This window comes from Streptomyces sp. NPDC001536 (assembly GCF_042894505.1).
In the GTDB taxonomy this organism is placed as follows: Bacteria; Actinomycetota; Actinomycetes; order Streptomycetales; family Streptomycetaceae; genus Streptomyces.
The window spans coordinates 90,111-102,182 of record NZ_JBIAVQ010000023.1; the positions used below are offsets into that span (position 1 = coordinate 90,111).

Here is a 12,072-nt window from a genome sequence, read left to right on the forward strand (position 1 = left end):
GAGTTTTTTGGCCAGGTAGTCTCGGAGCATGACCTCTTCGGCCGCCGCGGACTCGACCCGCGACCGCATCCTCACCGCGGCCAGGGCCGAGTTCGCCCGGTACGGCATCGCCGGCGCGCGGATCACCCGTATCGCCAAGGCCGCCAGGACCAGCACGGAACGCCTCTACGCGTACTTCCGCAGCAAGGAAGAGCTCTACGGGTTCGTCGCCGGCCAGGAGATGGCCGCGGTGACCGAGGCGACCCGCCTGGACACCACCGATCTGCCCGAGTACGCCGGGCGCGTGCACGACTACTTCCTGCGCCACCCCGACCGCTTCCGGCTCATGAGCTGGGGCAGGCTGGAGCTCGCGGGCGACACCGCCCAGGCCGCCACCCGGGAGATCGTCCACCGCAAGGTCGAGCTGTTGCGCAAGGCCCAGGAGGCGGGTCACCTGGACCCCGCCTGGGACCCCGTCGACATCCTCGTCCTCCTCAACCAGATCGCCATGGCCTGGGCCGCCCAGCACGACCTCGCGGACGCCGCCGCCGGCCAGGTCCGCGACCCGTCCCCGGAGGCCCGCCGTGCCGCCGTCGTCGCGGCGGTGCAGCGGCTCTTCCCCGCGACCACGGGCACGTGACCGCCGCCCCGGTCCGCCCGGAATGCCCCCTACCGCGGTCCTCATCCGGACAAGTCCCGCCGTGAGCCGCCCGTGAAGACCTCGTGCACCCGTGGCACACCCGCCCCCGCGGGCCCCGGACACGACCCGGCGCTTCACCAACCCCCCACACCACGCTTCGCACACATCAAGTCGGCGCTCCCAAGCGCCTCTCGCTTTACTCGGCCGTAACAGCGTCCTGTTCGGCCACCCCTGTCGTTGACCGATGTACAACAACCCCGTCACGCTCCCCCTGGTCACTCCGAGTCGCATCGGCCCGGATGAGCCGGTGCCACAACCACGGGGGAAATCATCAATATTCACCGCAGATCAGTACGTTCGTTACGCGGGGCGCTCCTGGCGTTCACCGCCGCGACCACACTCACCGTCACCGCACTGGGCAGCCCCGCTCAGGCCGCGGAGGCGTCGGACACGGCCCAAGTGACCTACCAGGGCCACACGTTCACTGTCCCGGCCACCTGGGACGTCGTCGACCTCGCCGAGAACCCGGACACCTGCGTCCGCTACGACCGTCACGCCGTGTACCTCGGCAAGCCGGCCGCGGATGCCCAACAGAGCTGCCCGGCCGACGTGTTGGGCCGTACGGAGGCGCTCGTCCTGGAGCCGGGCGAGAGCTCCTCGGCCGCGCACGTCTCGGAGAACAGCACCTCGCACACGTACTGGGCGACGGCCGACGGCATCGCCGTCACCGCGTCCTACGGCGGGAACCGGGACGAGATCAAGAAGATCCTCGCCAGTGCCGGCCTCCCGGCCGACAAGGCCACCCCGGCGGCGACCTCGGCCGCCACAGCGGCCCGGCCGTCCGTCCAGGCCGTCCCCGCGGACGCCACGTCCTACCAGGGCAGGGGCTTCGACCGCTGCGCCGCGCCGCCGACCGCCACGATGAACGCCTGGAAGGCGGCCTCGCCGTACGGCGCCATCGGCTTCTACATCGGCGGCGTCAACGCGGGCTGCAAGGACCAGGCGAGCGCCGAGTGGGTGCAGACCCAGTACGCCAACGGCTGGCGGTTCATCCCGATCTACGTCGGCCCGCAGGCCGAGGCGGGCTCGGGCAGTTGCACGGGCGACTGTGTGGCGATCACCGACCCGGTCCCGGAGGGCGCGGCATCGGCCCGGGACGCGGTCGCGCAGGCGCAGGCCTACGGCCTCCCGGCGGGCTCGGTCCTCTACTACAACATGGAGCACTACAACTCCGGCCGCGAGAAGGTCCTGGCCTTCCTCCAGTCCTGGACCACCACGATCCACGAACTGGGCTACCGCTCGGGCGCCTACGGCAGCGCGTCCTCGCTCGCCACGGACCTGGTCGCGGCGAACGCCGGCGGCTACACCCAGCCGGACGTCATCAACTTCGCCCGCTGGGACGAGGTGGCGACGACCGAGGACCGCGCGATCCCGGCCGACATGTGGGCGAACCACCAGCGGGTCAAGCAGTACGACGGCCCGACCGAGGACGACCCCAACAGGGAGACCTACGGCGGGATCACCCTCGACCTCGACAACGACCTCCTCGACGTCGGCGAGGGCTCGACCCAGCCCCCGGTCCAGAAGGACACGACCCTGACCTACGACGGTCCGGCCACCGTCTCCAACGGCTCCCCGGCGGCCCTCTCCGCGACCCTGGCGGAGAAGGACGGCGGCGCCCCGGTCGCCGACCGCGAGGTCACCCTCACCCTCGGCCCGACGGACGCCCTCCAGACCTGCACGGCGAAATCCGACGCGGCCGGCAAGGCGACCTGCACCATCGACAAGGTGGCTCAGCCACTCACCGGCTCGGCCACCGTGCCCCTCAAGGCGGCCTTCGCCGGCGACGAGGCGTACAAGGCCTCCGAGGCCACGGCCGAGCTGAAACTCCAGTACGTCACCGGCCGCGCCTACGGCCTCTCCGCCCAGATCCCGGTCCTCGCCCTGCCCATCGGCATCGCCCCCACCCCGGACACCGGAGTGGTCCGCGCCGCCGACGCCAAGACGGTGGTCCCGCCCTGCGCGGCACCCGTCAACCTGCTGGTCCTGTCCGCCGACACCCTCTGCGCGAAGGTGGCGACGAAGACCGGCCCGAGCGGCTCCACCGCGACCGCGACCGTCGAGGACGCCAGGATCGGCCTGCCCGGCCTGCCCGTGGTCGCCCTCTCCGGCGTGACGGCGACCTCGACCAGCAGCTGCACGGCCACCACCGGCAGCACGGACCTGTCGCTGACGATCGCGGGCACACCGGTGGAGATCGGTGACGTACCGAACTATTCGATCGACCTGGGCCCGGCCGCCAAGCTCGTGCTCAACGAGCAGATCAGGACGGCGCACGGCCTCACGGTCAACGCGGCCCATCTGACCGCGGCGGGAGGCGTGGACGTGGTCGTCGCGTCGAGCGCCACGGACGCCTACAACTGCGCGTGAAACGGGGGACGTCAGCCATGCGCATCAAGAGACGCGGAACACTGCTCACGGGCCTGCTCACCACACTGGCCCTCGCCCTGACGGCCCCGGCGACGGCGGCCCGGGCGGCCGACCAGCCCGGCATCCTCGCCAAGCCCGCCTTCCTGGCCCCGTTCGAGTGCGACTCGGTGTGGACGTACTCCACCTACCCGGGCCACGGAAACGTCCTGGACTTCGTCAAGGCGCAGGGCGCGAGTGCCGGCGAACCCGTCCTCGCCTCGGCCGCGGGCACCGCCACCCGCCACAACCAGCCCGGCGGCGGCCAGTACATCCGGATCACCCACCCCGACGGCTGGACCACCGAGTACATGCACCTCGCCACCTACGAGGTCGCGGACGGCGCCCAGGTCGCCCAGGGCACCGTGATCGGCACGGTCGGCAGCACCGGCAACACCACGGGCCCGCACCTGCACTACGAGCAGGAACTCAACGGCGTACACCAGGACATCGAGCTGGAGGGCAAGGTCCTGTCGCCCTACCCGCCCGAGTACGGCGAGGAGTTCATCACCAGCACCAACGGCTGCGACGGCGACCCGGGCGACCCCGATCCCCCCGTCCTCAAGGACACCGCCCTCGCCTACGACGGCCCGGCCACGGTCTCCAACGGCTCCCCGGCACCCCTGTCGGCGAAGCTCACGGAAAAGGAGGGCGGAGCCCCGGTGGCCGACCGGGAGGTCACCCTCACCCTGGGCACGGACCAGACCTGCAAGGCGAAGACGGACGCGGCGGGCAAGGCGAGCTGCACCATCCCGGCGGTGGCCCAGCCGCTGAGCGACTCGGCCACCGTGCCGCTCAAGGCGACCTTCGCGGGCGACGAGGCGTACAAGCCCTCGGAGGCCACGGCCGAGCTGAAGCTCCAGTACGTCACGGCTCGCTCGTACGGCCTGAGCGCCTCCGTCCCCGTCCTGGTACTGCCGATCGTGATCGCCCCGACCCCGGACACGGGCGAGGTCCGCACGGCCGACGCCAAGACGGTGGCCCCCGCCTGCACCCAGAACATCAGCGCGGTGGTCCTGACGGCGGACGCCCCGTGCGCCGACGTCGCCACGACGACCGGCCCGAGCACCTCAACAGCCAAGTCCACGCTGGCCAGACTCAGCCTGGGCCTCCCCGGCCTCCCGGTCATCGAGGCGACCGGCATCACCGCCACCTCGACGAGCACCTGCACGGCCAGCACCGGCACCACCGACCTCAAGCTCACCATCGCGGGCACCCCGGTCACCGTCCCGGACGCCCCCAACCACACGATCGACCTCGGCGCGGGAGCCAAGATCGTCGTGAACGAACAGACGCGCACGGCGACCGGCCTCACGGTCAACGCCCTCCACATCAGCGGCCTCGGCGGCGCGGACGTGGTGGTCGCGTCGAGCACGAGCGGGGCCCACAACTGCGCATAGTCAGAAGCTAGTTGCCCGGACAGGCCCCGGCAGGGTGGACGAACTCGCACCACACCACCTTGCCGGGGTCCCGCTGTCCCACCCCCCACTTGTCGGCGAGCGCGGCGACGAGAAACAGCCCACGCCCACCCTCGTCGACCTCGTCCGCGACATGCGGCTCACCGCCCCCGCTGTCATGCACCTCCACCCGCAGCACATCACCGTCGTACCGCACCCGCAGCAGGAACCCCCGCCCGGGCGGCGCCCCGTGCAGAAGCGCGTTGGTCGCCAACTCGCTCACACACAGCGACACATCATCGGCCCGCTCCCACGCCGCAAGCCCCCAGTGGACGAGCGACCACCGCGCGAACCGCCTGGCGGCGGACACGGAACGGCGGTCGCGGCGATAGAACTGATCGCGCTGAACGGCGAGTTGGCTTGGCTCATTCACGGTACGAATGTCGCGCAGAGTCACTAGCGTGGATCAGCGAGTGAACCCGTACGGATTTTTTGTACGGGCTCTCACCCGGTGACGTACGTGGGACCTGGGGGATTGAGACCAACATGAGCGCGAAGAAGCCACCGCGGCCGAAGAACCTGACCTCCATGAAGATGCTGGGCAAGCAACTGGCCGCGGCCCGCCGCGCCGCGGGCTACACCCAGAGTGCCCTGGCCGCGCTGGTCAAGGTCGACGAGGAGACGATCGCGTCGATCGAACAGGGCCGGAGGTCTCTGAAACCGGACCTGGCCGTGTTGTTGGACGAGATCCTCCAGACCAAGGGGATGTTGTCGGTGGGGGTGGCGAACCTGCCGGAGATCGACCAGTTCCCGATGTGGGCGGAGCTGTATATGGAGCATGAGCGGGAGGCGATCGCGCTGTCCCTCTATGCCAACCAGGTACTGCCGGGGCTGCTTCAGACGCGGGCGTACGCGGAGACCGTGCTCCGGGAGCGCGTTCCGGCGTACGGCGAAGACGAGATCGAGACGAAGACGGCGGCGCGCGTCGAGCGGCAGGAGATCCTCCAGCGCGCGACCCCACCGACCCTCAGCTTCGTGGTCTGGGAGCCGGTGCTGCACCTGGCAATCGGCGGTCCCGAAGTTCGCGCCGGACAACTCCTTCATTTGCGCGCGTGCGCTGAACTGCCCTGCGTATCACTGCAGTTCCTGCCTATGAACAGCCCTTCACACGCGGGGCTGAACGGCCCTTTCGTCCTCGTGGAGACCCCGGACCATCAACACCTGGCCTACATCGAAGGCCAACGCGGCAGCCAATGGGTATCCGACGCAGATGAGGTGTCCATCCTCGCTCGCAAGTATGCGATGCTGCGAGCACAGGCCCTGTCCCCCTTGGACTCAAAGGACCTGCTGGACCGTCTGCTAGGAGAGCAATGAGCACCGAGGCACTTCAGTGGTTCAAGTCGACGTACAGCGGCGATGAGGGCGGCGAATGCCTCGAAGTCGCCTTTGCCTGGCGCAAGTCCAGCCACAGGAGCGACGAGGGCGGCGCGTGCGTCGAGATCGCCACCTGCCCCCACACCATCCACATCCGCGACTCCAAGACCCCCACCGGCCCCACCCTCCAGGTCACCGCCACCGCCTGGTCCGCGTTCATCGCGACCACCGCCTAGACCCGAACTCCCGCTCCCGCCCGGCTGTTTCCCTTCGGACGCCGTCCGAGCACATAGACACGCGAGTACGGCGAGGTCTCCTCGGACCGGTTCCGCAGCGCGTCGATGTCCGTGCCGGGCGGCCATCGTGTGCCGGTCTCGGACCACTGGATGCCGTTGAGTGCGGGGTCGTTGGGGTTCACCCCGGTGAGGTCGGCGTCGGTGAAGTCGTCCAGGGTGCCGTCGAGCAGCGCGGCGACGAGACCGTCCGTCGTCGGGAGGTGGAGACGGCGCCTGGCTTCGCGGGCGAGTCCGTCGGCGAGTGGGCGGGCGATGAGGTCGTAGGCACGGACGCGCTCGGGGTCCCGGGCGCGGGCGGCGGCGTCGAGGGTGTCGGTGAGGGCGTGGGCGTCGTCGCGGGGGCGGCGGGCCGCTCCGAGGTCGTGTTCGAAGGTGCGAGCGAAGACCGCGGCGAGGTTGAGGGCGGCGGGGAGGGTCAGGGCGGGCGGCTCCGCCAGCGCGAACCTGCGGGCGCGGGCGTAGTCGCGGGCGAGGTCGGCGAAACGCTGGACGTACGGGCCGGGGAAAGCCTCGCCGGTCCCCGTCCGCTTCTCCTCCCGGACGAGGTCGTCGAGCAACTCCAGCGCCCGGACCAGGAGTTCACCGCTGACGCAGGCGGCGATCACGGGATCCTTGCGCGCGGCCAGCCGCTGCTGCGCCGGGAGGGCGCGCAGGACCTCGGCGACATCGGCGTCCGGCATCCACGCGCGGTCCCCGGGATCCGTCGTACCGGAATCCACCGCGTCCACCGCGTCCACCGCGTCCTCGGCGTGGAGGATGCTCGCCAGCCCGCCCTCGACGTCCAGCACGAGGCCCAGTCCACGGACCACGTCCTCATGCCCGCCGGCCTGCTCCCGCACCTCGCTCAGCCCGGCGTCGGGATCGAGGAACCGGGCGAGTCCCAGGTGGAACTCCCCGTGCTCACGGGCGAGCCACTCGTCGGCCATCAGTCCTCCTCCCGCCGTGCGAGATGCTGGGCGACCGCCTTGCGCGCCTTGAACAGGTTGGACCGTACCGCCGCGCCCTCGATGCCGATCAGCTTGGCGATCTCGGCCGGTTTCCACCCGTCCAGCATGAGCGCCAGCACCTGCCGCTGCCGTGCGGGCAGGCCCCGTAACACCCGGACGATCTCCTGCTCCTGTAACCAGGACTCGGTCGCCTCGGGGCGGCACAGCAGGGTCGTGGACTCGGGCACTTCCTCGACGGGCTCCTCCACGCGCGTGGCGTGCCGGACGAACTCCCGGTAGGCGACCGTGTAGGCCCAGCTCTTGTGCGACCGGATCTCGCGCCATGAGCGATAGGCCTTGACCATCGTGTCCTGCACGAACTCCCCGGCCCGGTCCACCGGGGCGCCCTGGTAGACGAGATACGCGGTCAGCCTGGGCACATAGGCGCGGTAGAAGTGGCTGAACGCCTCCTCGTCCTCGGGAGACAGGCCGTACGACGGTTGCGCGACGCCTTCCGCGGGGGCGCCCTCCCCGGCGCCGCCGACCGGCAGCGGCTCCCTGGAGTCGCCCTCCCGCGGGCCCGGCTCCGTCACGCCGTCTCCCTCCCGTCCTGGGCGCACTGGCAGCGCGCCACCCGCCCCCGCTCCCGACGCTCGGCCCACCGTAGCCTCAACTCTTCCCGGATCAGGGTGACTACGTGCATTCCCAGCCCCGCCAGTGCGGTGACGACCGACGCCGTACCAGGGTCCATGCGCTGCTCCCGTCCACCGGGGCCCGCGCCGACCGCGAGCCCCTTCGCATGTAAGAGCCACCCCACCCACCCCGCGTGAACCACACCCCGCAAGTTCTTCAGTCGGCGCCCGCCTCAGCCTGCGGCCCCGGCGTTGTCAGTGGCTGCCCCTACAGTCGTCGGCATGGCAACGCTCCCCAACCCGCTGCCGAGGCTGGCCTCCCTCGGGCTCGGCCTCCCGCCGGGCAAGCTGATCGACACGACGGACGAGGGCCCGTGGCACGAGCCGCTGCTCTGGCTGGCCGACGACCGGGCGACCCCGGCCGCCTGGGCCGCCCTCCAGGATGCGCCCCGCACGCTCGGGCTGCTCCCGGTGGTCCTGGACATCGGCGGGGGCCATGGCAGCCCGCAGGACTGGGAGTTGGCACCGGACGAGATGTCGTACCCCGGTGATCATGACGCGGAGGAGGTCCTGGCGGACTTCTGGGAGGAGTGCTGCGCGGAGGAGGCCGGCGACTGGCCGGGCCTGGCGGAGGCAACCGCCACCGAGGCAGACCCGGACGCGGTGGCCACCGACATCGCCGACGGCTTCCTCTCCGCCGGCGGCTCCCGAAAGGAACCCCGCCTGGCCCTGGTCCCGGCCCGCCGCAGCGCCGACATCCCGACGGCGATCGGCTGGACGGGCGCGACGAACTACGGCGACGACACAGCCCGCCTCAGCGCGGTGCTCCGCTCCTGGGAGGACCGGTTCGGCATACGGGTCGTGGCGCTCGGCTTCGACCACCTGCGGGTCTCCGTGGCGGCCCCGCCCACGACACTCGCCGAGGCGCGGGCCCTGGCCGCCGAACACTTCGCGTTCTGCCCGGACAACCTCTGGCAGGGCGGCGACACCGTCCTGGAGGCCTACGCCGAACGCGAGTTGCTCAATCAGCGGGCCTGGTCCTTCTGGTGGGACTGAGGGACGGGGGACTGAGGGACGTCGATCCCGAACTCCTCGCCCAGCAGCCGCGCGACCTCCTCCTCGGAAACCTCTCGTTTGCTGACCGTGCCGTCGGGGGACGTCACGGTCAACTCCCGGCCGGAGAGGAACACATGCTGGTCACCGCGCATACGCTGCACATAGAGCCGCTGGGTGAACGGTGAGCGCGGGTTCGTCGCGACGAACCAGTTGAACACCTCGAAGTCGGGCCTCTCACTGGGGTCCAGGGTGAAGGAGTACTGCCGCCGCCACCCGCCCTCCCACGCCGGCCCCTGCTCGAAGGCCTCCAGCACCCACAGGTCCAGCGGCCCCCGGTGCGCCACCTTCACCAGCCGGTGCCGTCGCCCCGCCCCCTCGAACTCCTCACCCGCCACCAGCGGCACCGGCTCCAGCAGCGCACCCACCGCCCCGAACCCCACATCGGCAAGGTACGGCCGCGTCTCCCCCGGCACCTCCACCAACAGCGTCATATGGGTACGCGGCCGGCTCTCCAACCCGTCCGCACCCACCTGCACCCGCGCCGCCAGCCGAGTCACCCCGAAGCCCAGCGCCTCCAGGGCATGCAGCAGCAGGGTGTTGTGCTCATAGCAATAGCCCCCGCGCCGCCCCCGGACCAGCTTGTCCAGCAGATCACCAACTTCGAGCGAGGGAGCCGTACCGCTCACGGCATCGAGGTTCTCAAACGGAATCCCCCGCGCATGCGCAAGATGCACACCCCGCAGCGTCGCCACATCGGCAACCCGCTCCCCTCCCCACCCGATCCGGCCGAGATAAGCATCGAGGTCGAACTCCACAGTGTCGGACATGCCACCAACCCTAGGCACCCCACCCCACCCCGTCCGCAGCCCCCAGCCCCAACACCCCCACTCCATGAGACCTAGGACCTGAGCCCGACCCCACCCCACGCCCCCCAAGGGGCGCGGGAAACTGCGCGACCACCCACAACGACGCCGCACCCAACCAACAACCGGACGCCCCCCAAGGGGCGCGGGGAACTGCGCAACCACCCCCCACCGCCCCGCACCCAACCAACAACCGGACGCCCCCCAAGGGGCGCGGGGAACTGCGCGACCAGCCCCCACCGGCCCGCACCTCCCTCACCGCCCTCGCACCGCAGCCCTCAACCCCACACCCAACCTCCCCAGCCCCTCCCCAATCCGCTCCACCGTCTCCGTCACGAAGCACAACCGCAACGCCCCCCGATCAACCTCCCCCGCACAGAAGGGCGCCCCCGGCACATAGGCCACGTCATGCCGCACAACCTCAGGAAGCAAAGCCGCCGTGTCGTACCCAGAAGGCAACCGCACCCACAAAAACATCCCACCCTCAGGCCGATTCCAGACCGCCCCCTCCGGCAGCACCTCGCCAAGCCCCGCCAACATCGCGTCCCGCCGCTCCCCGTAGACCCCCGCGACCCGCGCCACATGCGCGTCAAGATCCCGCTCCTCCAGATACCGCGCCGCGGCAAGCTGGTTGACAGTCGGCGTATGCAGATCCGCGGCCTGCTTGACGACCACACACGCCCGCCGCAACTCACCCGGCGCCCGCAACCACCCCACCCGCAGCCCGGGAGCCATCACCTTGGAGAAGGACCCGAGCAGCACGGTCCGCTCCTCGGCCCCCGGATACGAGGCGATCCAGGGCAGCCGTTCCCCCTCGAACCGCAGCTCCCCGTACGGATCGTCCTCGACGATCCACACCCCGTACCGCCCCGCCACCTCCGCCACCCCGGCCCGCCGCTCGGCCGACATGGTCCGCCCGCTGGGATTCTGAAAAGTGGGCACGGTGTAGAACAACTTCGGCCGCTCCCGCACCACAAGCTCGGCAAGCGCCCCCACATCCGGCCCCTCCGCATCCCCCGGCACCGCGACGACCCGCGCCCCCGCAAGCCCGAAGACCTGAAGTGCCGCCAGATAACAGGGATCCTCGACAAGCACGGTGTCCCCGGGCTCCACGAGCGCGGCGGCGACCAAGGACAGGCCCTGCTGGGACCCGGTGGTGACGACAAGCTCCTCGCCCCCGGTGGCCAGCCCCCGCACCGCCATCCGCCGCGCCAGCGACTCCCGCAGCCCCGGCTCCCCTTCGGTCGTCGAGTACTGAAGGGCCTGCCCCGGCACCTCCTCCAGCACATACCGGAACGCCGCCGCGACCCCCTCCCGGTCGAACAGCTCGGGCGCCGGCAGCCCACCGGCGAAGTTGACGACCTCGGGCCGCGCGGTGACAGCAAGGATCTCCCGTACCGCCGACCCACCGGTCGACCGGACGCGCGAGGCGAGCGAAGGCAAGGCGGCAAGGGTGCTCGTAAGGCTCATGCCGAGCACCCTAGAGATATAGATGCCGCCTACAAATAGCTTTCCAGGATCCGGGATCAGCCGATCAGCCGATCAGCCGATCAGCCGATCAACCCTTGAGCCCGACCCCCGCGTACACATTGATGTCCGCGTCGGTCACATCACCGATCTCGGCGGGCGAGGCCCCGTCCGGCCGCCACCGATGCACCGGCACGACACCGGGCTCGACGACCTCCAGCCCGCTCTCGGCGAAGAACCGCTCGACCTCCCCCTTGGACCGCAGCACGAACGAGAACCCCCGCGCGGTGTACGTCTCCTGCACGGCCCGCATGTTCGCCGCGTTGAGATCCAGCGTGAGATGACTGACCACGACCCGGCTCCCCGAGGGCAAGGCATCGACGAGCTCGCGCACCACCCGATAGGCGACCTCGTCCTCGACGAAATGCAACACGGCCACCAGGAACAACGCGACGGGCCGCCCGAAGTCCAGCGTCTCGGCGGCCCGTTCGAGAATCCGCGCCGGCTCCTCGAAGTCGGCGTCGAGATAGTCGGTACGCCCCTCAGGGCCACCGCTCAGCAGCTCCCGCGCATGCGCGAGCACGACGGGATCGTTGTCGACGTACACCACCCGCGACTCGGGATGGATCCGCTGGGCGATCTGATGCACGTTCTCCGCGGTCGGTAACCCGGTCCCCACATCGAGGAACTGCCGTATCCCGTCCCGTTCCGCGAGCTCGGTGACGGCCCGCCGCATGAAGTCGCGGTTGTGCCGTACGTCCAGATACCCGCGCGGATTGGCGGCGAGCGCCGCGGCGGCGGCCTCACGGTCGGCGGGGTAGTTGTCGGTGCCGCCGAGGAAGACGTCGTAGACGCGCGCGGGATGCGCCTTGGTGGTGTCGATCTCCATGCTCATGGCCAACAAGCTAGCCCGCAAAGGCCGTAGAGACAGCGGACTCCCCCTCCCCGCATCCCACGACACACCTCCGGGACGCCA

The 12,072-nt window shown here is 70.7% G+C and carries 12 protein-coding genes; 6 read left to right on the top strand and 6 right to left on the bottom strand.

What is annotated here, in order from left to right; genetic code table 11:
• Positions 1-28: 28 nt before the first annotated feature.
• The 3 genes from ACFY0U_RS41880 to ACFY0U_RS41890 all read left to right on the top strand — a co-directional run bounded on the left by ACFY0U_RS41880 (position 29) and on the right by ACFY0U_RS41890 (position 4,485).
• A complete protein-coding gene (locus ACFY0U_RS41880) occupies positions 29-619 on the top strand; it encodes a TetR family transcriptional regulator (RefSeq protein WP_388645259.1) in 591 nt (196 codons plus the stop codon).
• A gap of 459 nt (positions 620-1,078) precedes the next feature.
• Positions 1,079-3,049, top strand: a complete 1,971-nt coding sequence (locus tag ACFY0U_RS41885; protein ID WP_388645260.1) for a choice-of-anchor P family protein — start codon at positions 1,079-1,081, stop codon at positions 3,047-3,049.
• Between the two features lie 17 nt (positions 3,050-3,066).
• On the top strand, positions 3,067-4,485 hold the full coding sequence (locus ACFY0U_RS41890) for a choice-of-anchor P family protein (RefSeq protein ID WP_388645261.1): 1,419 nt from the start codon (positions 3,067-3,069) through the stop codon (positions 4,483-4,485).
• A 7-nt stretch (positions 4,486-4,492) separates the two neighbouring features.
• Here the strand turns inward: ACFY0U_RS41890 and ACFY0U_RS41895 are convergent, their stop codons facing one another.
• The gene (locus tag ACFY0U_RS41895; RefSeq protein WP_388645263.1) at positions 4,493-4,915 is read right to left on the bottom strand and encodes an ATP-binding protein; all 423 of its coding nucleotides are present in this window, start codon (positions 4,913-4,915) and stop codon (positions 4,493-4,495) included.
• A gap of 113 nt (positions 4,916-5,028) precedes the next feature.
• On the opposite strand from ACFY0U_RS41895, the gene ACFY0U_RS41900 reads away from it, so the two are divergent.
• Both ACFY0U_RS41900 and ACFY0U_RS41905 read left to right on the top strand, forming a co-directional pair.
• Entirely contained in the window at positions 5,029-5,856 is an 828-nt protein-coding gene (locus ACFY0U_RS41900; protein WP_388645265.1) for a Scr1 family TA system antitoxin-like transcriptional regulator, read from the top strand.
• Entirely contained in the window at positions 5,853-6,092 is a 240-nt protein-coding gene (locus tag ACFY0U_RS41905) for a DUF397 domain-containing protein (protein ID WP_388645267.1), read from the top strand. Before ACFY0U_RS41900 ends, ACFY0U_RS41905 begins: the two co-directional genes overlap by 4 nt.
• On the opposite strand, the gene ACFY0U_RS41910 is transcribed toward ACFY0U_RS41905, so the two are convergent.
• Positions 6,089-7,078, bottom strand: a complete 990-nt coding sequence (locus tag ACFY0U_RS41910) for a hypothetical protein (protein WP_388645269.1) — start codon at positions 7,076-7,078, stop codon at positions 6,089-6,091. The two genes, ACFY0U_RS41905 and ACFY0U_RS41910, sit on opposite strands and share 4 nt — an antisense overlap.
• Positions 7,078-7,671 carry an RNA polymerase sigma factor gene (locus ACFY0U_RS41915; RefSeq protein ID WP_388645271.1) on the bottom strand — a complete coding sequence of 198 codons (594 nt, stop codon included), beginning with the start codon at positions 7,669-7,671 and terminating at the stop codon, positions 7,078-7,080. The genes ACFY0U_RS41910 and ACFY0U_RS41915 overlap by 1 nt, the downstream gene beginning before the upstream one ends.
• 321 nt (positions 7,672-7,992) lie before the next feature.
• On the opposite strand from ACFY0U_RS41915, the gene ACFY0U_RS41920 reads away from it, so the two are divergent.
• Entirely contained in the window at positions 7,993-8,766 is a 774-nt protein-coding gene (locus ACFY0U_RS41920) for a DUF4253 domain-containing protein (RefSeq protein ID WP_388645273.1), read from the top strand.
• On the opposite strand, the gene ACFY0U_RS41925 is transcribed toward ACFY0U_RS41920, so the two are convergent.
• The 3 genes from ACFY0U_RS41925 to ACFY0U_RS41935 all read right to left on the bottom strand — a co-directional run bounded on the left by ACFY0U_RS41925 (position 8,736) and on the right by ACFY0U_RS41935 (position 11,991).
• The gene (locus tag ACFY0U_RS41925; protein ID WP_388645274.1) at positions 8,736-9,593 is read right to left on the bottom strand and encodes an arylamine N-acetyltransferase; all 858 of its coding nucleotides are present in this window, start codon (positions 9,591-9,593) and stop codon (positions 8,736-8,738) included. The two genes, ACFY0U_RS41920 and ACFY0U_RS41925, sit on opposite strands and share 31 nt — an antisense overlap.
• A 291-nt stretch (positions 9,594-9,884) precedes the next feature.
• Positions 9,885-11,099, bottom strand: a complete 1,215-nt coding sequence (locus tag ACFY0U_RS41930; RefSeq protein ID WP_388645276.1) for a PLP-dependent aminotransferase family protein — start codon at positions 11,097-11,099, stop codon at positions 9,885-9,887.
• Between the two features lie 88 nt (positions 11,100-11,187).
• The gene (locus ACFY0U_RS41935; protein WP_388645278.1) at positions 11,188-11,991 is read right to left on the bottom strand and encodes an SAM-dependent methyltransferase; all 804 of its coding nucleotides are present in this window, start codon (positions 11,989-11,991) and stop codon (positions 11,188-11,190) included.
• Positions 11,992-12,072: the final 81 nt, after the last annotated feature.

Bases quoted from the DNA above. Each gene is read 5' to 3' on its own strand.
- ACFY0U_RS41890 (WP_388645261.1), top strand. From the start codon at position 3,067: ATGCGCATCAAGAGACGCGGAACACTGCTCACGGGCCTGCTCACCACA.
- ACFY0U_RS41905 (WP_388645267.1), top strand. From the start codon at position 5,853: ATGAGCACCGAGGCACTTCAGTGGTTCAAGTCGACGTACAGCGGCGAT.
- ACFY0U_RS41935 (WP_388645278.1), bottom strand. From the start codon at position 11,991: ATGAGCATGGAGATCGACACCACCAAGGCGCATCCCGCGCGCGTCTAC.
- ACFY0U_RS41880 (WP_388645259.1), top strand. From the start codon at position 29: ATGACCTCTTCGGCCGCCGCGGACTCGACCCGCGACCGCATCCTCACC.
- ACFY0U_RS41910 (WP_388645269.1), bottom strand. From the start codon at position 7,078: ATGGCCGACGAGTGGCTCGCCCGTGAGCACGGGGAGTTCCACCTGGGA.
- ACFY0U_RS41925 (WP_388645274.1), bottom strand. From the start codon at position 9,593: ATGTCCGACACTGTGGAGTTCGACCTCGATGCTTATCTCGGCCGGATC.
- ACFY0U_RS41900 (WP_388645265.1), top strand. From the start codon at position 5,029: ATGAGCGCGAAGAAGCCACCGCGGCCGAAGAACCTGACCTCCATGAAG.
- ACFY0U_RS41930 (WP_388645276.1), bottom strand. From the start codon at position 11,099: ATGAGCCTTACGAGCACCCTTGCCGCCTTGCCTTCGCTCGCCTCGCGC.
- ACFY0U_RS41920 (WP_388645273.1), top strand. From the start codon at position 7,993: ATGGCAACGCTCCCCAACCCGCTGCCGAGGCTGGCCTCCCTCGGGCTC.